Origin of the sequence: Pseudomonas sp. WP18 (assembly GCF_036689585.1) — a bacterium.
GTDB classification, from domain to species: Bacteria; Pseudomonadota; Gammaproteobacteria; order Pseudomonadales; family Pseudomonadaceae; genus Aquipseudomonas; species Aquipseudomonas chlororaphis_E.
On record NZ_CP144758.1, the window covers coordinates 4488974 to 4510862 of the forward strand.

Annotated in this window: 22 protein-coding genes; 6 read left to right on the forward strand and 16 right to left on the reverse strand. The window is 64.2% G+C overall.

The window, feature by feature from the left end:
* Positions 1-88: 88 nt before the first annotated feature.
* The 12 genes from V5F23_RS19735 to V5F23_RS19790 form a co-directional block, all read right to left on the reverse strand.
* Complete coding sequence (locus V5F23_RS19735; protein ID WP_042728818.1) at positions 89-679, reverse strand: nucleotidyltransferase family protein; 591 nt, start codon at positions 677-679, stop codon at positions 89-91.
* A gap of 20 nt (positions 680-699) precedes the next feature.
* Positions 700-1671, reverse strand: a complete 972-nt coding sequence (locus V5F23_RS19740) for an XdhC family protein (protein ID WP_042728817.1) — start codon at positions 1669-1671, stop codon at positions 700-702.
* Entirely contained in the window at positions 1671-3986 is a 2316-nt protein-coding gene (locus tag V5F23_RS19745; protein WP_212802887.1) for a xanthine dehydrogenase family protein molybdopterin-binding subunit, read from the reverse strand. Before V5F23_RS19745 ends, V5F23_RS19740 begins: the two co-directional genes overlap by 1 nt.
* The gene (locus V5F23_RS19750; protein WP_042728815.1) at positions 3983-4453 is read right to left on the reverse strand and encodes a (2Fe-2S)-binding protein; all 471 of its coding nucleotides are present in this window, start codon (positions 4451-4453) and stop codon (positions 3983-3985) included. Before V5F23_RS19750 ends, V5F23_RS19745 begins: the two co-directional genes overlap by 4 nt.
* Positions 4454-4718: 265 nt before the next feature.
* Positions 4719-5738, reverse strand: coding sequence for a UDP-N-acetylmuramate dehydrogenase (gene murB / locus V5F23_RS19755; RefSeq protein ID WP_047736431.1), 1020 nt, complete (start codon positions 5736-5738; stop codon positions 4719-4721).
* Entirely contained in the window at positions 5735-6199 is a 465-nt protein-coding gene (locus tag V5F23_RS19760) for a low molecular weight protein-tyrosine-phosphatase (RefSeq protein WP_042728813.1), read from the reverse strand. Before V5F23_RS19760 ends, murB begins: the two co-directional genes overlap by 4 nt.
* On the reverse strand, positions 6199-6963 hold the full coding sequence (gene kdsB, locus V5F23_RS19765; protein ID WP_212802888.1) for a 3-deoxy-manno-octulosonate cytidylyltransferase: 765 nt from the start codon (positions 6961-6963) through the stop codon (positions 6199-6201). Before kdsB ends, V5F23_RS19760 begins: the two co-directional genes overlap by 1 nt.
* Complete coding sequence (locus tag V5F23_RS19770; protein WP_042728811.1) at positions 6960-7145, reverse strand: Trm112 family protein; 186 nt, start codon at positions 7143-7145, stop codon at positions 6960-6962. The genes kdsB and V5F23_RS19770 overlap by 4 nt, the downstream gene beginning before the upstream one ends.
* 25 nt (positions 7146-7170) lie before the next feature.
* Positions 7171-8181 (reverse strand): tetraacyldisaccharide 4'-kinase, encoded by a 1011-nt coding sequence (lpxK, locus tag V5F23_RS19775; RefSeq protein WP_212802889.1) that lies wholly within the window; start codon positions 8179-8181, stop codon positions 7171-7173.
* A complete protein-coding gene (locus V5F23_RS19780; protein WP_042728809.1) occupies positions 8181-8609 on the reverse strand; it encodes a biopolymer transporter ExbD in 429 nt (142 codons plus the stop codon). The genes lpxK and V5F23_RS19780 overlap by 1 nt, the downstream gene beginning before the upstream one ends.
* Positions 8606-9241 (reverse strand): MotA/TolQ/ExbB proton channel family protein, encoded by a 636-nt coding sequence (locus tag V5F23_RS19785; protein WP_161796100.1) that lies wholly within the window; start codon positions 9239-9241, stop codon positions 8606-8608. Before V5F23_RS19785 ends, V5F23_RS19780 begins: the two co-directional genes overlap by 4 nt.
* 95 nt (positions 9242-9336) lie before the next feature.
* Positions 9337-11583: a DNA internalization-related competence protein ComEC/Rec2 gene (locus V5F23_RS19790; RefSeq protein WP_338496216.1), complete on the reverse strand. Its 2247-nt coding sequence runs from the start codon at positions 11581-11583 to the stop codon at positions 9337-9339.
* A gap of 144 nt (positions 11584-11727) precedes the next feature.
* Between V5F23_RS19790 and V5F23_RS19795 the strand changes: the two genes are divergently transcribed.
* Positions 11728-12243: a DUF2062 domain-containing protein gene (locus V5F23_RS19795; protein WP_042728806.1), complete on the forward strand. Its 516-nt coding sequence runs from the start codon at positions 11728-11730 to the stop codon at positions 12241-12243.
* 93 nt (positions 12244-12336) lie between these two features.
* On the opposite strand, the gene V5F23_RS19800 is transcribed toward V5F23_RS19795, so the two are convergent.
* From V5F23_RS19800 to V5F23_RS19815, 4 genes are all read right to left on the reverse strand, one after another.
* Positions 12337-13116, reverse strand: a complete 780-nt coding sequence (locus tag V5F23_RS19800) for an ABC transporter permease (protein ID WP_042728805.1) — start codon at positions 13114-13116, stop codon at positions 12337-12339.
* Complete coding sequence (locus tag V5F23_RS19805) at positions 13113-14045, reverse strand: ABC transporter ATP-binding protein (protein ID WP_042728804.1); 933 nt, start codon at positions 14043-14045, stop codon at positions 13113-13115. The genes V5F23_RS19800 and V5F23_RS19805 overlap by 4 nt, the downstream gene beginning before the upstream one ends.
* Positions 14046-14177: 132 nt before the next feature.
* Positions 14178-14801, reverse strand: a complete 624-nt coding sequence (locus V5F23_RS19810; protein WP_042728803.1) for a glutathione S-transferase — start codon at positions 14799-14801, stop codon at positions 14178-14180.
* 46 nt (positions 14802-14847) lie between these two features.
* Positions 14848-15507, reverse strand: coding sequence for a transglutaminase family protein (locus V5F23_RS19815; RefSeq protein WP_212802891.1), 660 nt, complete (start codon positions 15505-15507; stop codon positions 14848-14850).
* Between the two features lie 275 nt (positions 15508-15782).
* On the opposite strand from V5F23_RS19815, the gene V5F23_RS19820 reads away from it, so the two are divergent.
* From V5F23_RS19820 to V5F23_RS19840, 5 genes are all read left to right on the forward strand, one after another.
* Positions 15783-18230, forward strand: coding sequence for an acyl-CoA dehydrogenase (locus V5F23_RS19820; RefSeq protein WP_123578345.1), 2448 nt, complete (start codon positions 15783-15785; stop codon positions 18228-18230).
* A 139-nt stretch (positions 18231-18369) separates the two neighbouring features.
* The gene (locus tag V5F23_RS19825; RefSeq protein WP_024776930.1) at positions 18370-18777 is read left to right on the forward strand and encodes a PA2817 family protein; all 408 of its coding nucleotides are present in this window, start codon (positions 18370-18372) and stop codon (positions 18775-18777) included.
* A gap of 442 nt (positions 18778-19219) precedes the next feature.
* Complete coding sequence (locus tag V5F23_RS19830) at positions 19220-20443, forward strand: type II and III secretion system protein family protein (protein WP_042732920.1); 1224 nt, start codon at positions 19220-19222, stop codon at positions 20441-20443.
* Positions 20444-20499: 56 nt separating this feature from the next.
* On the forward strand, positions 20500-21213 hold the full coding sequence (locus tag V5F23_RS19835) for a tetratricopeptide repeat protein (protein WP_123578347.1): 714 nt from the start codon (positions 20500-20502) through the stop codon (positions 21211-21213).
* Positions 21214-21235: 22 nt separating this feature from the next.
* The gene (locus tag V5F23_RS19840; protein ID WP_338496221.1) at positions 21236-21508 is read left to right on the forward strand and encodes a DUF3613 domain-containing protein; all 273 of its coding nucleotides are present in this window, start codon (positions 21236-21238) and stop codon (positions 21506-21508) included.
* The last annotated feature ends 381 nt before the right edge of the window (positions 21509-21889 follow it).

Below are 21889 nucleotides of genomic sequence, written 5' to 3' on the forward strand. Positions count from 1 at the left end.
CGAGCAAGCTCGCTCCTACCTTGGATCTTAGGAAGCATAAAATCTGCGTTCGGCACAACGGCCCTTGTGGATTGATGTATGTCGACTGTTACTTGAAAACCAGCGCTTCGGGTACGTCGATATCCCAGGTCACGCCCGGATCATCCACCGGCACTTCAACCACTCGCGCCCCGGCAAACAAGGCCTTGGCGCCACGGTCTCCGGTCAATGCCATCAGCTTTGAAGCGAACGCCCGGCCGAACCCTACCGGGTGTCCATACTCTCCTGCAAAAACCGGCACGCTGATGCCATCCTCGCGGATCCCGGCTGCCACCTGTTCGATACTCGCTGGCAGGATGAACGGCATGTCCCCCAGCACCATCAGCCACCCGCCAAGGTCCGGGCAGGCCTGGACACCGGCGGCAATGCTGTCACCGAGGCCGGGGGAATCCAGTTCCACGCAATCGCACCCGTAGGCCTGGGCCATGCGCACGGTCTGGTGACGGTCTTCGCGGGTCACCAGCACGCGCTTGTCCAGATGGGCCGGCAGATTCACCAGCACCTGCTCGATCACCGAGCGCACGCCGCCGTCCCGCCCTGTACAGTCAGCCAGCAGCTTGTCCTTATCCGGGCCCGCTGCCTGGCGGAACCGACTGCCCGCCCCGGCGGCGAGAATGATCACCCCAATGGAATCCTGCATACGCCCTCCTTGCCTGCGACCTACAGCGGTTTTTTCTGACGCAGTTCGACGCCATTCTTGATCGCCACGATTTCAGCCAACAGCGACACGGCGATTTCCGCCGGGGTGTGGCTGCCGATGTGCAAGCCGATCGGCCCATGCAGTCGCTCGATGGCTTCCTCAGACAAGCCTAGCTGAGCCAGGTTATCCCGGCGCTTCTGACTGTTGACGCGCGACCCCAGGGCACCGACATAAAACGCCCTGGAATCCAGTGCCGTGAGCAAAGCCATGTCGTCCAGGCGCGGGTCATGGGTCAGGGCGACAATGGCCGTGCGCTCGTCGGTCCGGATATTCAACACGGCTTCGTCGGGCATCCCCGGGACGAAGCGTCCATGCTGCTCTTCCCAACCGTAGACGAATTCCTTGCGCGGGTCGCAGATCAGCACTTCAAAATCCAGCAAGCGGGCCATTTCCGCCACGTAGCGCGACAGTTGTCCGGCACCGATCAACAGCAGACGCCAGCGCGGACCATAAATGGCCCGCAGCACCTGGCCGTCGAAAACCAGCGCGTCAGTCTTATCGGCCGGCGTCAACGTCACCTGGCCGTCGGCGATATTCAACTGGCGGGCGACAATTTCGTGGGCATCGCAACGTCGCAGCAATTCGGCGACCCATTCAGGGTCGCCGACCCGTTCCTCGGTCAAGCGCAGGGTGCCTCCGCACGGCAGGCCAAAGCGCGCCGCTTCTTCACGCGTGACGCCATACGTGATCATCTGCACCGGCGGACCGTCCGCCGGTATGCGACCGTCGTGCAGCCGAGCGATCAAGTCATCTTCGACACAACCGCCCGACACCGAGCCGATCACCACGCCATCTTCGCGCAGGGCCAGCATCGCCCCCGGCGGCCTCGGCGCGGTGCCCCAGGTCTGGACCACCGTGAACAACACCACTCGCTGCCCGGCGCGGCGCCATTGGAGCACGCTGCGCAGGACATTCAGATCAACGCTGTCCATCAGGCACTGGCCTGCTGCCAACCCTGCAACTGATAACGCACGGGCAAGCTGCGAATGCGCTTGCCGGTAGCAGCAAAGAGCGCATTGCACAGCGCCGGCGCAATCGGCGGCACACCCGGTTCACCGACGCCACCCAGCGGCACCTCGCCTGGCGGTGTCACCAGGTGCACTGCCACCTCCTTGGGCGCCAGGGACATGCGCGCCACCTCGTACATGTGGAAGTTGTCCTGCTGGACCTTGCCGTCCTTGAAGCTGATCTCCCCCACCATCGCGTTCCCCAGGCCCATGACGCAGGCCCCTTCGAACTGCGAACGAATCCGCTCGGGGTTGATCTGCGGGCCGCAGTCCACCGCGATATCCGCCTTGTGCACGATCACCGTACCGTCGTCCTTGACCTCTACCTCGATCACCGCGGCGACATAGGTGACAAAGCTGTAGTGCACCGCCAGGCCAAGACCCCGACCCTTGGGCAGTTTGCGGCCCCAACCGGCGGCCTTCGCCGCGGTTTCCAGCACGGTGCGGATCCGCGCCGTGTCGATGGGATAACGGTCGGGCGATTCGCCGTAGTTCCACTCATCACTCACGGTGCGCGGGTCGATCTTGCGGTCCGGGCCGAGCAGCTTGAGCTGGTACTTCAGCGGATCCTGGCCCGCCTTGTGGGCCAGCTCGTCGATGAAACTCTGGATCGCGAACCCGTGGGGGATGTTCGACACCGAGCGGTACCAGCCCACCCGGGCGTAGGCCGTCGCCTCGGGATTTTCCATGCGCATGTTCGGCACGGCGTAGGCCATGTTGGTCACGCCCATGCCTATCTCGAACGGTGCTTCGTGGGTCATTCCCGGCGCGAACAACGCGGTGATGCTCGGCGCCACGGTGCGGTGCAGCCAGCCGGACGGCAGGCCGTCCTGGTTCAGGCCGGCCTTGAGGTACTCGGCCGATACGGTGTGGAAATACGAATGATGGATGTCGTCCTCGCGGGTCCATTGCACCCGGATCGCCTGGCCGGGAAACTCCTTGGCCAGCACCGCGGCCTCAACGACGAAATCCGGCTTGGACTTGCGGCCGAAACCGCCGCCCAGCAACGTGATGTTCACCGTGACCTTGTCGAACCCAATGCCCAGGCGCTCGGCGATGCGCTCGCGCGTCACCTGCGGGGCCTGGCTCGGCGCCCAGGCTTCGCACTGGCCGTCCTTGAAGCGAGCGACCGCGACCATCGGCTCCATCGGTGACTGGGACAGGTGCGGCAGGTAATACGCCGCTTCCAGGGTCGAGTCGGCCTTGGCCAGCGCGTCGTCGAGGTTGCCGCTGCTGCGCACGACCTTGCCGGGCTTGAGCGCCGCCGCTTCCAGCTCCTTGCGATAGGCAATGGAGTCATAGCCGGCGTTCGGCCCATCGTCCCACTCGATTTTCAGCGCTTCACGGCCCTTGATCGCCGCCCAAGTGTTCTTCGCCACCACCGCCACGCCGCCCAGGGGCTGGAATTCCGAGGGCAACGGGCGCCCTTCGATGGCCACCACCTTGACCACGCCGGGTACTTTCAGCGCCGCGCTGCTGTCCACGGTCCTGACCTTGCCGCCATAGACCGGCGGACGGGCCACGACGGCGTAGAGCATGCCCTCAAAATGCACATCGGCACCGAACACCGCGCGACCATTGACGATGTCCGCACCATCGATAGCCCGGCTCGCTTGTTTGCCGATGTAGCGAAACTCCGACGCCTGCTTGAGGCGCAAGCTGTCCCGGGCCGGCACCGGCAAGGCGCTGGCGGCAGCGGCCAGCGCGCCATAACCCAACTCCCGACCGGACGGCTGGTGCAACACTTTATGCAGTTGCGCCCGGCATTCAGTCACCGCAACGCCCCACTGCGCGGCAGCGGCCTGCTCCAGCATGGTTCGCGCGGCGGCTCCGCAGCGACGCATCGGCTCGTACCAATGCCGCATGCTGCGCGAGCCATCGGTGTCCTGGTTGCCGAAACGCGCTTCATCGGCCGGCGCCTGTTGCACCTTCACCAAGGCCCAGTCGGCGTCCAGTTCATCGGCCACCACCATGCTGAGGCTGGTGCGCACACCCTGGCCCATTTCCGAACGATTGCAGATCACCGTCACGCTGCCGTCGGCGGCAATGCTCACGTACACCTTCGGGTCGTCGATCACGCCATGGGGCATGCCTTCGGCACCGAACTTCTTGTCCTCGGCAAAGGCATCCGGCAAGCCCCAACTGGCGGCCAGCACAAGTACACCAGTGGCGCTCGCGCCCTTGAGGAAACCGCGACGGCTGAGATTGCTCAGCACAAAATCCTTGGGCAAGCGGCTCATGCCTTGGCCTCCTTCAGGTGGGTGGAGGCTTGGCGAATGGCGGTCTTGATCCGGTTGTAGGTGCCGCACCGGCAGATGTTGCCGACCATAGCCTCCTCGATCTGCTCATCGCTGGGGTTGGGGTTGCTCTTGAGCAAGGCCGTCGCGGACATGATCTGCCCACCCTGGCAGTAACCACACTGGGCCACGGCGGTATCGAGCCAGGCCTGCTGGACGACCTGCCCGACCGGGTCGGCGTGCAGCGCATCGATGGTGCTGATGGCCTGCCCCTGCACCGAGCCGATGGGGGTGATGCAACTGCGCGCCGGGGCGCCGTCGATGTGGATGGTGCACGCGCCGCACAGGCCCATGCCGCAGCCGAACTTGGTGCCGTTGTAGCCAGCGACATCGCGGATCGCCCAGAGCAGCGGCATGTCCTCGGTCACATCCAGTTGATGGTCTTTTCCATTGAGTTTCAGGGTAATCATGGGCACGCCCGCATAGTGGTCGGGTTATGGGGTCGAGCAATCTGCCGCGTGGGGAACGGTTCGGGTACCGCAGACTGGCTCAGGCTATTGGGCTCTCTTATGCACACGCACACAGGCGTCTGCACGGGGCCTTGCAGATGCAATGGTCGCATCGGTTGGAGGCTAAATTAACCCAGGATCACGCAAAACGCCCTGCACAATCCTGCACAAATGATCCATGTGCGCGATGGGACAGGGCGTTTTCAGATGATTACAAATGACAGGTTCAGTACCGGTTGGGTTCCATTTCCAGCTCGACCTGGAACCGCTCGGCGATGTCCTTCTGGATACGCAGGGCCAAGTCCAGCAGTTGCGGCCCCGTGGCGGCGCCATAGTTGACCAGCACCAGCGCCTGCAACGCATGCACTCCGGCGTCGCCCTCGCGAAAACCTTTCCAGCCGGCCCGCTCGATCAGCCACCCGGCGGCGATTTTCATCTGCCCTTCGGGCTGTGGATAAGCCACCAGGTCCGGGTACTGCACCTTGAGTTGCGCAACGTGCTCGGCCGGCACCAGCGGGTTCTTGAAGAAACTGCCGGCGTTCCCCAGCACCGCCGGGTCCGGGAGTTTTTCGCTGCGGATACTGCAAATCGCCCGGCTCACATCCATGGGCGTTGCCTGGTCGATGCCTTGCTCGGTCAACCGCTGGCGGACCGGACCGTATTCCAGGTGCAGGTGGGCGGCGCGACTGAGGGCAAAACGCACCCGCAGGATCAACCAGCGCCCGGCCTGTTGCTTGAACAGGCTGTCGCGGTAGGCGAAACGACACTCTTCGAGGCTGAACTCGCGTTGCTGGCCGGTATGGCGGTCGAGCGCCGTGAGGCCGGCAAACACGTCCTTGATCTCCACGCCATAGGCGCCGATGTTCTGCATCGGGGCCGCGCCAACGGTGCCGGGGATCAGGCTGAGGTTTTCCAGGCCCGACCAGCCCTGCGCCAGCGTGTACTGGACGAAGGGATGCCAGGGCTCCCCGGCTTCGGCTTCGACCACCACCCGCTCGCCGTCATCGCTGAGCAAGCGAACCCCCTGGCTGGCCATGCGCAGCACCAGGGCGTCAATGTCACCGGTCAGCAGCAGGTTGCTGCCGCCGCCAATCACCAGCAGCGGCACCTCGTGCTCACGGGCATAGGCCAGGGCCTCGCGGACATCGCCATCGTCGTGGGCCTCGGCGAACAGGCGCGCCGTCACATCGACGCCGAAACTGTTGAACGGTTTGAGGCTGACGCCGGCCTGTATCTGCAAGGTCATAACCGTCCCTTCAATTCGATCACCAGGCGATCGGTGGCCTGCTCGATCAAGTCCAGCACCTGCTCGAAGCCCTGTTCGCCGTCGTAGTACGGGTCCGGCACCTCGTCCAGTTCCGCTTCGTAGCGGCGCAGGAACAGGTCCAGCTCGGCCCTGCCGTTGGCCGGTTGCAGGGCCTTGAGGTTGCGCAGGTTGCTGTTGTCCATGGCCAGGATCAGGTCATAGGCGGCGAAGTCGGCGCGAGTCACCTGCTGGGCCCGCTGGGCCGACAAGTCGTAACCCCGGCGCAAGGCAGCGGCCTGGCTGCGTTTGTCCGGGGCCTTGCCGACATGCCAGTCGCCGGTACCGGCAGAGGCGACTTCGACCTGGCCGGCCAGCCCGGCCTCGCGCAACTTGTGCCGCAGGATGCCTTCGGCGGTGGGCGAACGACAGATATTGCCGAGACAGACGAACAGGACCCGCATCAGACCTCCAGCAGGCGACGAACGCGTTCGAGGTCTTGCGGGGTGTCGACACCGGTCGGCGGGGCGATCAGCGCATCGGCGACATGGATCCGCACGCCATGCCACAAGGCACGCAATTGCTCCAGCGCCTCGGTATTTTCCAGCCAGCATGGGCCCCAGGCGACGAAGTCCTGGAGGAAGCCGGCGCGGTAGGCATAGATGCCGATGTGGCGACGGTACGGGACGCCTTCGGGCATCACATCGCGGCTCTGGGCGAATGCATCGCGGGCCCATGGCAATGTCGCGCGGCTGAAGGTCAGGGCCAGGCCGTTGAGGTCGCTGACCACCTTGACCACGTTGGGGTTGAACAGGGCTTGCACATCCTCAATCGGCTCGGCCAGGGTCGCCATGCGCGCCTCGGTGTGGGCCGCGAGGTTGGCGGCGACCTGATCGATCACGCTGGGCGGGATCAAAGGCTCGTCACCCTGCACGTTGACCACGATGGCTTCCGGTTCCAGACCCAGCTTCACCGCGACTTCCGCCAGGCGATCGGTGCCGGAGTTGTGGTCCTCGCGCGTCAGCACGACCTCGGCGCCAAACCCCTTGCAGGCCTCGACGATGCGTGCATCGTCAGTCGCCACCACCACGCGCTGGGCGCTGCTTTTGCAAGCCTGTTCCCAGACATGCTGGATCATCGGCTTGCCGGCGATCGCCAGCAACGGTTTGCCGGGCAGGCGCGTCGAGGCGAAGCGCGATGGGATGACAACGGTGAAGGCGGTGGTCATTTATCCAGGCGCTCGTCGGTGCTCAGGGTGCGGGCTTCGCTTTCGAGCATCACCGGGATGCCATCACGAATCGGATAGGCCAGGCCAGCACCCTTGCTGATCAGTTCGGTCTTGTCGGCGCTGAGCTTGAGCGGACCCTTGCAGACCGGGCAGGCCAGGATATCGAGCAGTTTGGTGTCCATGGAAATTCCCTTGGGTAAAAGGTGTTTAAGGCAAAAGGCGATCCGGCAACAGGCGCATCAGCTGGGTGTCGAACCAGGCCGCGAAGGCCGGCGACGGCGCAGCATCCACCGCCAGGTACCACCAGTGCGGGCCGGCGAAGGCGCGGCATTTGACCGCGTCCTTTTCCGTCATGACCAATGGCAGCGCAGGCGAGAAGTCCAGGGCCTGGGCACTGTACTGGGCATGGTCGGCAAACCCGTGCGGTATGGGTCGCCAGTGTAGCGTTTCGAGGGTCTTGAAGAAACGCTGGGGATTGCCGATGCCGGCCACTGCGTGCACCGCCTGGCCGGGCGGGAAATGGTCGAGGTCGCGCCGCTCGCCGTTGGCCAGGTTCACCAGGGCGGTGGGCCGCAGTTCAAAGGCGAAGCCGTCGTCGCGATCCGCACTAGCGCCGTTGTACAGCACGGCGTCGACCGATTGCAGGCGCTCGACCGGTTCGCGCAACGGCCCGGCAGGCAGGCACCGGCGGTTGCCCAGGCCGCGGGCGTTGTCGATCAGCACCAGTTCGAGGTCCCGGGCCATCCGGTAATGCTGCATGCCGTCGTCGGACAGGATCAGGTCCAGCGGTTCGGTTTCCAACAGCGCCTGGACCGCGCGGCTGCGCTGCGGGTCGATCATCAGTGGCACGCCGGTGCGCTGGACGATCAACAGCGGCTCATCGCCGGCCACGTCGGCGCCCTGGCTGGCTTCGACCCGCCAGGGCAATTGCGGCGGCTGGGCGCCGTAGCCCCGGCTCACCACGCCAACCCGCAGGCCGCTGCGCTGGCAATGCTGGATCAGCCACAGGATCATGGGCGTCTTGCCGGTGCCGCCGACCGTGATATTGCCGACCATCACCAGCGGCACGGGCGGCTGGTAGATCGGGCCGTCACCGGCCAGGAAGCGCTCGCGCTTGCGCACCACCACTCGCCGGTACAACCACTCCAACGGCCGCAGCAGCGCCAGGGCCGGATGCCCCTGGTACCAGGCGGCAAGCAAACGATCGGACATGGCCATCAGGGTGCGGGCGCCGCCTCGACGGTGGTCATGCGCAGATGACTGAAGCCGAGCTTGCCGGCCGCATCCATCGCGGTGATCACCGATTGATGCGGGGTCTTGCCGTCGGCGCTGATGGACAGCGGCAGGTTGGTGTCGCCGCCGGACTCCTTCTGCAAGGCGTCGATCAGGCTCGCCAAATCACTCTTGGGCAGCAACTGGTTGTTCACCGAGAACGCGCCTTCGGCGCTGATGGTGACTTCCAGGTTCTTCAGCTGCTGGTCCTCGGCCGGCGAGCCACTGACGGCCTGCGGCAATTCGACCTTGAGCTGGGTTTCCCGGGTGAAGGTGGTGGTCACGACGAAAAACAGCAGCAGGATGAACACCACGTCGATCAGCGACGCCAGGTTGATCTCGATGTTTTCCCGGGGTTTGCGGCGGAATTTCACTTCTTGTCCCCGGCCAGGTCTACATCACGGTCGCCCTGCACCACCTCGACCAGCTTGATGGCCTCCTGCTCCATGCCCACCACGAGCTCGTCGACGCGCCGTTGCAGGAAGCGATGGAAAAACACTGACGGAATACCCACCATCAGGCCGGCAGCGGTGGTGATCAGCGCCTTGGAGATGCCCCCCGCCAGCACGGCGGCGTTGGTGGTCATGCCGGAGCCGGTGAAGGCGCTGAAGATATCGATCATGCCCAGCACCGTACCCAGCAAGCCCAGCAACGGGGACATGGCGGCAATGGTGCCCAGGGCATTGATGTAGCGCTCCAGCTCATGGATGACCCGGGCGGCGGCTTCCTCGATGCACTCCTTCATGATCTCGCGACCATGCTTGGAGTTCGCCAGGCCGGCGGCGAGGATTTCCCCCAAGGGCGAACTGGCGCGCAGTTCCTTGAGCTTGTCCTTGTTCAGTTGCTTGTCCTTGATCCAGACCCAGACCTGCCCGAGCAGATGCTCCGGGGTCACACGGCTGGCCCGCAGGGTCCACAGGCGTTCGGCAACGATACCCAGTGCCGCGATGGAACTCAGAATGATCGGCAACATCATCCAGCCGCCGGATTTGACCAATTCCCACACAGTGACTGCCCCCTCGAAAAAGTGCGCCACTTTATCACACAGACTCGCCTTGGAAGACCCGACTCGCCGATAGGCGCTTGCCCATTTGAGCTGGATCAATGTCGGCCCGGGTGGCCGGCGGGCAGTGGATCACGCCAGTAGCGGCGATGCCCGGCCTCGGTACGCGGCCGGGCGAAGGCCCCCAGTTGCAGACGAATGGCACCCTGTTCGGCACTGTCGTAGATCGTCATCCCCGCCCGGCGGTAACGGGCCATCACCTGGGGATGTGGATGGCCGAAGGCATTGCCCTGTCCGCGGGAAATCAGCACCGAGTGAGGCTTGAGACGTGCCAGCAGCGCCATCGACGATGAGCTGCGGCTGCCATGATGAGGGGCGGCCAGCCAGTGGATCGGCACCGCCAGGGGGCCATCGAGCAAGGCGCGCTCGGCATGGCGGTCGATGTCGCCGGTCAACAGCAAGCGCTCGCCGCCCGCCTCCACCCGCAACACGCAGGACTTCTGGTTGCTGTCCTCGGCCGATGACCATTGCCACAGCGCGAAACCGACCCCGTCCCACTCCCAGCGCTGGCCACTGTCACAAGGCCCGGCGTGCAACGCCTCGGGCAGCGCGTCGGGATCGCCGCTGATCAGTTGCCGGGTGGGCAGCCCGTTGCGCACCGCCAGGGCACCACCGGCATGATCGGCATCGGCATGGCTGAGCAGCATCAGGTCCAATTCGCGCACCCCCAGCTTGCGCAAGGTGGGCAGCACGACACGCTCGCCCGCATCGGCGTCGCCCCAGCGTGGCCCGGCGTCATAAAGCAGGGCATGGCCATGGGTACGCACCAGCACCGCCAGCCCCTGGCCCACGTCCAGTTGCCAGATTTCGGCCTGCCCGTGCGGCAGGTTTTCCCGCGGTGCAAAGACCATCAAGCTCAACATTGGCCAACCCAAAAGACGCAGCGGCACGCCCTTGGGCAACAGCAGCACAAACGCACCGAGGGCGGCGATGCCCAAGGCCCAGGGCGGAACCGCCGCCGGGGTCCAGGCGGGCAGTTGCCCGGCCACCCACGCCAGCCCCCTGAACCATACGTCGAGCAGCCCGCCAGCGATCCATAGCAGGCCCTCGCCCACGAACGGCACCGGCAACAACAGCGTGCCGAGCAATGCCGGCGGCAGCACCAGCAGGCTGATCCAGGGCACCGCCAGCAGGTTCGCCAGCGGCCCGCTGAGGCTCACCGGCAGCCCCAGGATCAACAGCAACGGACACAGGCCGAGCGCAACCAGCCATTGGGCGCGAGTCCAGGTCTGCCACCAGCGCCAGGGCCCCAGGCGGCCGCCAAAGGTGAACATCAGGATCGCGACGGCGGCGAACGACAGCCAGAATCCGGGCCGCAGGCAGGCCAGCGGATCGAACAACAGCACCCCGTCGAACGCCAGCAACCAGGCCCACCAGGAGGCCGCAGGCTTGAAGCGCAAGCGCCACAGCAACACCAGGCCGATCATCGCGCAGGCCCGCCGCACCGGCACCTCGAACCCGGCCAGCAAGCCGTAGCTCAGCGCCGCCATGAAGGCCAGGCCGCAGGCCCAAGGCAACCATGGCAGCCTTGCCGGCCACAGGCCATGGCGCGCCGCACCCGCCACCATCAGGTACACCAGGCCGGCGAGCAGGCCAATGTGTTGCCCGGAGATCACCAGCAGATGAACCGTGCCGGTGTCTTGCAACACCCGCCAGTCTTCGCGGCTCAACCCGGCACCATCCCCCAGCACCAAGGCCATCAGCGCACCGGAGCGGCCCTGGGCATCGACCCGCGCCAGCGCCTGGCGCACCCCGTCACGCCAAGCGCCCTGAGCCGGCTGCAGCAGGCGACAGTCCTTGATGGTTCCGGTGGCGCCGATGCCCCGGCTCAACAGCCAGGCCTGATAGTCGAAACCGTGAGGGTTCAGCAGCCCGGCGGGCCGCTTGAGCTTGACCGCCAATCGCCAACGCTCGCCACTGCTGACCGGCGGCCCACCGAACCAGGCGAGGCGCATCAACGCCGGCAACCGGTCGCGACGACCATGGGCATCGGCCAGTTCGAAGCGCACCACGCCGTCGCTGTATTGCGGCAAGCCGACGACACGCCCTTCGACCCAACGGGTTTCTCCCTCCAGCGCGGCAGGCAACCGATCGTCCAGCGCACACTGCGCCGACAGACAGGCCCAGGCCAATCCGCCCAGGAAGAAGCCCAGCGGGTAGGTTCGAAACGGCACGGCCATCAGTGCCAGCACCGGCAGCGCCACCATCAGCCACGGCGGCGGCAACGCCGGGAAAAAAACCGGGGCCACCAGCCCCAGCGCAAGCGCGACCAATCCTGTGCGCATGACCCGTCCTTGAGAGTGCCCTCTCAAGGCTTAGCCGTTGTGCGGCACCCCGGGCGTTATCAATTGTCACAAAGTCTGAATCTGCCAACCGTAGAATCCGGACATACTTGCCGCCTTACTGCTTTGAACCGACCGAGAAGCCTTATGCCCCGGCGCCTATTCAAACGTTACATGCCTGACCCGCAGAGCATCCGGGAACACAAATCCTTACGCTTTCTCGGCACCTTGCTGCATGACCCCAACCTCTGGCACCTCAACCGTCACTCCGTCGCGCGCGCCATGGCCGTCGGCCTGTTCGCCGCATTCCTGCCCATTCCCTTGCAAATGCTGCTGGCTGCCGCACTGGCCGTCGCGGTACGCGGCAACATGCCGATTGCCGTAAGCCTGGTGTGGCTGACCAATCCGATCACCATGCCGGCGGTGTTCTTCTGCACCTACCAGACCGGCGCCTGGCTGATGGACGTACCTGCCCGGACGCTGCCGGAAGAACTGACCTGGGAATGGATCAGTGGCCAGTTGTCGACGTTGTGGCAGCCGTTCCTGCTCGGTTCGGTGGTCACCGGCCTGGTGCTCGGTGCCCTGGCCTACTTCGTCACCATGAGTTACTGGCGCTGGTGGGTGACCCGGCAGTGGAAACGGCGCAAGAAAAGCCGGATGTGACCGGCAAAAAAAGGGCCTCCATTGCTGGAGGCCCTTTTTTTGGGGCGTGCTGGCTGACGCCTTCGCGAGCAGGCTGGCTCCCCAAGGGGAACGTCAGGTGCGCATGCCGCGCCCGCTGACCAGCAACCGCGAGCAACCGATGTACAGCACCACAGTGGCCACCAGCATGAAGGTGATCGCAATGCTGATCTTGATGTCGGAAACCCCCAGGATGCCGTAGCGGAAGGCGTTGACCATGTGCAGCACCGGGTTGGCCAGGGAAACGGTCTGCCAGAACGGCGGCAACAGGGAAATCGAATAGAACACCCCGCCCAGGTAGGTCAACGGCGTGAGCACGAACGTCGGGATGATGGAGATGTCATCGAAGTTGCGCGCGAACACCGCGTTGATGAAGCCCAGCAGCGAAAAGATCGTCGCCGTGAGCACCACCACCAGGACCGTCACCCCCAGGTGATGCACCTGCAGATGGGTAAAGAACAGCGACAGCAGCGTCACGATCAACCCCACTGCCAGGCCACGCAGGACGCCGCCCAAGGTGTAGCCGATAAGGATCGTGTGGGGGGAGACCGGCGAGACCATCAGCTCTTCGATCGAACGCTGGAACTTGCTGCCGAAGAAGCTCGACACCACGTTGCCGTAGGAGTTGGTGATCACCGACATCATGATCAGCCCCGGCACGATGTAGTCCATGTAGGTGAAGCCACCCATGTCGCCGATCTGCCGGCCGATCAGGTTGCCGAAGATCACGAAGTACAGAACCATGGTGATCGCCGGCGGCAGCAGGGTCTGCGGCCAGATGCGCATGAAGCGCCGCACTTCACGGTAGACGATGGTATTGAGGGCAATCAGGTTGGGGCGCAGTTCGGAACTCATACCGCCACCTTCGCCAGGTTTTTCTCCACCAGGGACACGAACAACTCCTCGAGGCGATTGGTCTTGTTGCGCAGGCTCTGCACTTCGATGTTCTGCAAGGCCAACTGGCCGAACAGCCCGGTGATGCCGACGGCCTTGTCCACCTGGACCTCCAGGGTATGGCTGTCGACCAGGCGCGCAGGGTAACCAGTGAGCTGGGGCGCGGCCTTCAGGTCGTGCTTGAGGTCCAGCACAAAGGTTTCCACATGCAGTTGGCCGAGCAACTGCCGCATGCTGGTGTTCTCGACGATGGTGCCGTGGTCGATGATGCCGATGTTGCGGCACAACTGCTCGGCCTCTTCCAGGTAATGGGTGGTCAGGATGATGGTGATGCCTTTCTGGTTCAGCTCGGTCAGGAAGGTCCACATCGAACGACGCAGCTCGATGTCCACCCCCGCCGTCGGTTCGTCGAGGATCAGCAGGCGTGGCTCATGCACCAGCGCGCGGGCAATCATCAGGCGGCGCTTCATGCCGCCGGACAACGAACGGGACGGCACGTCGCGCTTGTCCCACAACCCCAGCTGGGTCAGGTACTGCTCGGCGCGCTCGTTGGCGATCTTCGGCGGGATGCCGTAGTAACCGGCCTGGGTCACGACGATGTCGAAGGTCTTCTCGAACTGGTTGAAGTTGAACTCCTGGGGCACCACGCCAATGCAACGCTTGAGGGCGGCGGGCTCGCGGTCCAGGTCATGGCCGAAGACATTCACCGTGCCGCTGGTCTTGTTCACCAACGTGGAAAGAATGCCGATGGTGGTGGATTTGCCGGCGCCGTTAGGACCGAGCAAGGCAAAGAAATCGCCTTCGGCGACGTCCAGATCGATACCACTCAGGGCCTGGAAACCGTTGCCGTAGGTTTTGGTTAGCTGCCGGATGGACAGAGCGGAACTCATATCGGATTACGCACCAAGAAGGGAAGAAAGAAGTACATGAGGGCGCGCGGCGAGCAAAACAACCACGGCGCACGATGGCCATGGTGCTGGGCGTCGCCGCACAAGTACAGTCACGCGTGTCGATAGTAAGTATTAAGTCAACGCGGTCATGACCGCCTTGCGGTAGGCCGGACGCTGTTTCAACTGCTGGTACCAGGCTTCCAGATTCGGCCAGGCAGCCCGCTCGATGGGCATTTCGAACCAGGCATAAATGAAGCTGCCCAAGGGAATGTCGCCCATGCCGATCTGCGCGCCGCTCAAATAAGGCTGCTCGCCCAATGCACGGTCGGCCATCGCCAGCAAAGCGTTGCATTCCTTGATAGCCGCATGGATGGCAGGCCAGTCCTGTTGCTCGGCCGGGGTGCGCAGCACGCCCCAGAACACCGTCCGAAACGGTGCGGCAAAAGACGAAGTGGTCCAGTCCATCCATTTCTCGGCGGCGGCCCGTGCCTGGGCATCGGCCGGGTACCAGGCCGAATCCGGCGCGTGGCGGGCCAGCAGGTAGCGCACAATGGTGTTGGATTCCCACAGCACGAAACCGTCATCCTCGATCATGGGCACGCGGCCGTTGGGGTTCTTCGCCCGGTACTCAGGCGTGTCCACCACGCCAAAAGCGCCGCCCGCATCGATGGCCTCGTAGGCCAGCCCCAGCTCTTCGGCACACCAGAGCGCCTTGCGCACGTTCGACGAATTCTTGCGACCCCAGATCTTCAGCATCACGGTTTCCTTCAATGGACAAAGTGCCGCAGCAGCATACGCCGGATCAGCCGCGACTCAAATCGTCCCGCATATCGCCGAGCAAGGACGGCGCCTGATCGCCGAACAGGTGTGGATAACATTTCTCCAGGTGCCCGAAAAAGAACGCTTCGGGGACATCGGCGAACTGCCCATGGTCGGTGATGTATTCCATCAGCTTCGCGCCTTGGCGATTGAACGGGTGGAAAACGCTGTCGTGGCGGCCGTCGAACTCCAGCGGCGCGACGTCGAACAGCTCGCACAAGCCCTGGTTGAACGCCGGCGTGGCCTTGACCCAGCGGCCGTCCAGGTACAGCTCGGTGTAGCCGTGCATGGCGAACACGTCGCTGCGCAGCAACGCCAGCAAACGGGGCGTGGACAGGTGGTTGCGCACATCCGCCAGGCCGATGCGTGCCGGGATACCGCAATGCCGGGCACAGCCGGCGAGCAGCGTGGCCTTGGGCACGCAGTAGCTTTCCCCGTGGCTCAGCGCATGGCTGGCACGCAGGGTCGCCGGATCGCGACTGAAGGTATACGGGTTGTACCGCACCGCCTCGCGCACGGCGTAGTAAAGGTAGACCGCCTGCGCCACAGGGTCGCGGTCGGCACCGCGATGCGCCTCGGCAAAGGCGATGACCTGTGGATGATCGCTGTCGATGAAGCGGCTGGGCGTCAGGTAGGACTGCATGCAGGAAGGCCTCCGGGAAACGCCGGCCATCGTGGCTGGCATCGGCAAAACCCGAGTCTATCCACAGCCCCGTTGCAGCGATAACGACGTTTCGGCCAAACAATGGCGTTTTCTCACCTGGATAACGAACGATTTCCCACGGCTGTTGCCAACCAGACTGGCGCACTGCATCCAGGGTTTCCCACGAAATCAATCACATCGCGCCGACCGCCGGTTTTGCAGAGGCCGTCTAAGCTCTGTGGGTCGGTTTTGCCCTGGTTCACGGAGGATTACCTATGCTGTTGTTGTGGATACTGGTCCTGGTCATCGGGATCGCCTGGCTGGCCCATCGGCGCACCGCCCCGTTGCCCGCACTGGGCATCGTCGCGGTCTACCTGCTGGCCATGGGCATTTTCAGCCACGCCCCCGGGTGGCTGATGCTGGTTCTGTGGGTGATGCTCGCCGCCGTCGCGGCTCCCCTGCTGCTGCCAGACCTGCGTCGCCGGTATTTCAGCGCGCCGATGTTCGACTGGTTCCAGAAAACCCTGCCGCCCATGTCCCAGACCGAACGCGACGCCATCGACGCCGGCACGGTGTGGTGGGATGGCGAACTGTTCAGCGGTCGCCCGGACTGGGACCTGCTGCTGTCCTACCCCAAGGTGCAGTTGACCGAGGAAGAACAGGCGTTCCTCGACGGCCCGACGGAAGAACTCTGCGCGATGGTCAGTGACTGGCAGATCGGCCAGGCCATGGACCTGCCGCCCGAAGCCTGGGCCCATATCAAGACGCACGGTTTCTTCGCCCTCATCATTCCCAAGGAATACGGCGGCAAGGGCTTCTCCGCCTACGCCCACTCCCAGGTGGCGATGAAGCTGGCGACCCGCAGCGGCGACCTGGCGTCCACGGTAATGGTCCCCAACTCCCTCGGCCCGGCGGAACTGCTGCTGCACTACGGCACCGATGAACAACGCGACCACTACCTGCCACGGCTGGCCCGGGGCGACGATATCCCCTGCTTTGCCCTGACCGGGCCGCTGGCCGGCTCCGACGCCGGGGCGATGCCCGACACCGGCATTATCTGCAAGGGCGAATGGCAAGGCCGGGAAACCCTGGGCCTGCGCCTGAACTGGGAAAAGCGCTACATCACCCTCGGCCCGGTGGCCACCCTCCTCGGCCTGGCCTTCAAGGCGTACGACCCCGACCACCTGCTGGGTGACGAAGAAGACCTGGGCATCAGCCTTGCGCTGATCCCCACCGACACCCCGGGCGTACACATCGGCCGCCGCCACCTGCCACTCGGCGCGGCGTTCATGAACGGGCCGAACTGGGGCAAGGACGTGTTCATCCCGCTGGACTTCCTCATTGGCGGCCAACCGATGCTCGGCAAAGGCTGGATGATGCTGATGAACTGCCTGTCGGTCGGGCGTTCGATTTCCCTGCCCGCGGTGGGCACCGGCGCCGCCAAGTTCACCAGCCTGGTGACGGGCCAGTACACCCAGGTGCGCGAGCAGTTCAACGTCCCGCTGTCAGCGTTCGAAGGCATCCAGGAAGCCATGGCGCGCATCGGCGGCAACGCCTGGCTGATGGACGCGGCCCGCATGCTGACCGCCAACGCCGTGGACCTGGGGGAGAAACCCTCGGTACTGTCGGCGATCCTCAAATACCACCTGACCGAGCGCGGTCGTGAATGCATCAGCCACGCCATGGACGTGCACGGTGGCAAGGGCATTATCATGGGCCCGAACAACTACCTGGGCCGCAGCTGGCAAGGGGCGCCGATCTTCATTACGGTCGAAGGCGCGAACATCCTCTCGCGCAACCTGATGATCTTCGGCCAAGGCGCCATCCGCTGCCATCCGTTCGTGCTCAAGGAAATGGCCCTGGCCACCCGTGAGGACAAGGACCAGGCCCTGGTGGAGTTCGACGACCTGTTGCTCAAGCACATTGGCTTCGCCATCAGCAATGCCGCCAGCACGCTGGTGTTGAACCTGGGCCTCGGCCGCTTTGAACACGCACCGGGCAATGCCTTGAGCCAGGGCTACTTCCGCGCCCTCAACCGGCAGGCGGCGGCATTCGCCCTGCTGGCGGACCTGAGCATGATGCTGCTGGGAGGCGAGCTCAAGCGTCGTGAACGACTGTCGGCACGCCTGGGGGATGTGTTGAGCAATCTTTACCTGGCGTCCGCGGCACTCAAGCGCTACCACGACCTGGATTCGCCGGACCACATGGCGCCGCTGTTCACCTGGGCCATGGAGGAAAGCCTCGGCCAGTCGGAACGTGCGCTGGACGAACTGCTGGCCAACTTCCCGAATCGGGTATTGGGTTGTCTGTTGCGTGGAGTGGTGTTTCCGTTCGGCCGTCGCCACAAGGGCCCGAGCGACAGGTTGGATGCCGAGGTGGCCGCGGTGATAGGCCGGGCCAAGGGTGATCCGACCCTCGAAGAACTGCTGCAGGGTTGCTACCGTCCACAATCGGCGGACGATCCGGTGGGTGCCCTGCAACACGCCGCCGACCTGCTGGGCGCCGCCCATCCGGCGCAGAAAAAACTCCACGTCGCGCTCAAGCAAGGTCAGCTCGACCCGGCGCCAGGCGAACCCCTCATCGATGCCGCCCTCGAAGCCGGGGTGCTGCAAGCCGGCGAAGCCGAGGCCCTGCGCGTGGCCGAAGCGGCGCGGCGCAAGGTCATCGACGTGGATGACTTCGACAAGGAGGCGCTGACACTGGCCGAAGCCAAGGTCCGCTGAGTCCGTGACGAGGGGCCTGCTGCACCGTCCCGCGGGAGCAGGCGCCCTCGCCGCGATGTCCCACTGATCCGCGGCCATGTAAAAGCCGGCGCGGGGGCTTTATACTCCTGCGCCCGTTTTGCTCTTGAGGACTTATCTCGTGTCCAATGTCGTTGCCGATCATCTTGTCCTGCTCGACCACTTGCGCAGCATCCTGGTCGCCGTAGGTGAGGCCGAACAGGTTCCCGAAGAAAGCCATGCCCTGTTCCTGGAGCGCTTCGACGAACTGCGTGCCCAGTTGCCAGTCGACCCGATCGAAAGCCAGTACCTGGGCCAGGACCTCTTGTGCCAGGTGATCGTGCGCTATCCACAGATCGCCCACCTGGTGCCACGCGACCTGCTCTGGTACTTCGGCGGTGATTGCCTGCACTACATGCCCGATGAAGAAATCGACCTGTACCAGGCCCTGGAGGAGCGTCGTTTCGAAGCCGAACAAAACGACGAGCCGTTCGACTGGAACCAGGAAAAGCAGTTGCTGGCAATGTCCGACCAGGACAGCAAGCATTGATTGCGCCGTGACACACAAAGGCCCGCCTGGATCACTCAGCGGGCCTTTTTTTATGGCTTGTCGGCGGCGATGGTCATGGGCCCGCTGGCGAGCAGGATCGCTCCCATAACCACTCGCCCCCCTGCTCGCGAAGCGCTCCCAAAGATCCCCACCTCACCAAAAAGACAGTTTATTGACGCGCAATCTGTCATGAATTTCACCACCGCCACTTTTCAGACGTTTTTTTCATTTTTGACGTGGCGCTTTGCCATAGGTGAACTACCGTCAACAGAACCGAGCACGGTGGCTGGCAAATTGCCCTTCAAGGGAGCCGTCCATTGCAGCCGTCCGCTCGTCCACCCGGCCTTGTCCCGGGTGATGCGATAGGGGGCAGCCCGGGCCCATCGATGATCCGAGGCAATTGGTTAAGCCTAGGGACGGCCAGTCTGTCGAGGATCATCCTATGAACCAGCGTACCGCGCTTGCTTTGAAACACGTTATCCATGGTCTGTTCTGGATGGGCTTCGGCCTGGAAACGGCGCAGGCCGTTGCCGCCGATTGTTCCCAGTTAGACAGCCTGCCAGCGACCTTCGAGGTCGGCCAGGGTTTGCAGAACGAACTGCGCATCCTCGCCCCCGTGACGAAGTTGGCGGTGGGTGACCCGAAAATTGCCGATGTACAACCCAGTGGCAGTGACGCTTTCATTCTCACCGGCCTGGCACCGGGCGCCACCAGCCTGATGGTCTGGACGGATTGCTCGAAAATACCCCGCCAGAGCATGGTTTTCGTCAAGGGTCGGGCCACGGCCGCGCTGACCAGCGTGGCGAGCGTGCCCTCCGAAGACCCGATGCTGCTTGCCCAGGTCCAGACCGACATCCGTTTCGTCGAGGTCAGCCGGACCAAGCTCAAGGAAGCCTCGACGTCGCTGTTCGGCACCCGTGGCAACTTCCTGTTCGGCTCGCCGAGGACCCTGCCCACCATCGGCGGGGTGGTGCGCCCTTCCCTGCCGGTCAACAACGACATGTTCAACTTGTCGTTCGCCACCGGTAAAACCCTGCTGATGATCAATGCCTTGGAGGGCAGCGGTTTTGCCTACACCCTGGCACGGCCGAGCCTGGTGGCCCTCAGCGGACAGAGCGCCAGTTTCCTGGCCGGCGGCGAAGTGCCGATCCCGGTGCCCAGTTCCGGCAGCGATAACGTGTCCATCGAGTACAAGGAGTTCGGTATTCGCCTGACCCTGACCCCCACTGTCATCGGCCAGAACCGCATCGCCCTGAAGGTCGCGCCGGAAGTCAGCGAGCTGGATTTCACCAATGCCGTGAACATCGCCGGGACCCTGGTGCCAGCGCTCACCGTGCGCCGTACCGATACCAGCATTGCCCTGGCCGACGGCGAAAGCTTTGTCATCAGCGGCCTGATCAGCACGCGCAACAGCTCACAGGTGAACAAGCTTCCGGGGCTGGGTGATATCCCGGTGCTGGGCGCGTTCTTCCGCGACCACTCTATCGACCGCGAGGAACGCGAGCTGTTGATGATCGTCACGCCGCACCTGGTCCAGCCCTTGGCCGCCAATGCACAACTGCCGACATTACCGGGCGAGCAACTGCGCAACTACGACCCGAATTTCTATCGCATGTATTTCCTCGAACATGGCGAGTTCGATAACCGCAGCGGGCTTTCCCAATGAGCCGGCGCCCTAAGTACCTAGCGCCTGGCGTCCAACCCATTGCGAGGGGATATTCCATGAAAGCAGCAATCGCGGTAGCCGCAACATTGATGCTGGCCGGCTGTTCCAGCCATGGCGTGGTGGCGTCGGACCCGTCCCATTGCGCCAAGCCCAGCGCCGATCAGGAGCTGGCCCTCAACATGGCCGACGACATGGCCAACGAGGGGCGCTTGTACGCCAGCCTGGCGAACCTGGAACGCCTGCCCGAGGACCTGGTCCAGGTGCGCCTGCGCAAGGCCCGGGTATTGCGCCTGATGGGGCGCAGCGAGGCGGAGCCCTTGTATAGAAGCCTGCTCGGAACCTGCCTGGCCGCCGACGGCGAACATGGCCTGGGCCAACTGGCCGCCGTCAAGAACGACAACGCGAGCGCCACGGAGCACCTGGAGCGGGCCGCGAAAATGGCCCCGACCGAAGGCAAGATCCGCAATGACCTGGGGGTCGTCTACCTCAATCAGAAACGCATTCCCCAAGCGCGCTTCGAGTTCATGACCGCCATGGAGCTCCAGCAATCCGACGCCCTGGCGGCGCTCAACATGGTGACCCTGTTGATCTACCAGGACAACTGGAAGCAGGCGGCCGAACTGGCAAGCATGGCCAAGCTCAGTCCCCAGCAGATCGCGGACGCCCAGGCCCGCGCCGAAAGAATCAGAGGCTCGGCCCCCAACGCAGCAACGTCGCAAGCGAACCGCCTGGAAGAGGTCGTCGATGCCTCATCCGGCGCGGTCAAGTAGAGCGTGACGAGGAGTCCATGAGATGAAAACCCAACAACTGATGATCGTGTGCACGCTGTGCCTGTCCACCCCGGCCTGGGCGATCGACCCGGGCCCCTCCTCGACAGCCCAGCAAGGTACCGAAAGCTGGATGCAACTGCAGATCCGCGGCGTGGTGGCGTCCACCCACTTGCAGACCGCCTCGGCCGCCGAGCGCGAACTGGCCATGCAGCGCTGGCTCAATAGCTTCAACTATCCCATTCCGGAATTCTTTGACCAGGACACAGGCGGGGACATCAGCAGCAGCAGCAAATGAAGTACGAGGTGGGTTGAACAAAGGTTTCAAACCGTACCGTGGCGAGGGCGCTTGCTCCCGCTCGGGTGCGCAGCAGCTGCCAAAAGCAAGGGCCGCTGCGCCGCCCGAGCGGGAGCAAGCGCCCTCGCCACATGTTGTGTTTAGCCGGGATAGGTCTGTTGTCACTCTACTTTGTAGCGAGGGGATTCATCCCCGTTGGGCGCGCAGCGGCCCTGAACCTGGGCGCTCGGGGTATCTGTTCGAAGGGGATTGGCATCGAGGGGTGGCTGCGCACCCCAGCGGGGATGAACCCCCTCGCCACGGGGGCATGCTGAGTCCTGGAAACAGGAGGTACGCCGTGGCGAGGGCGCTTGCCCCCTCGGGTGCGCAGCCGCCGCCAAG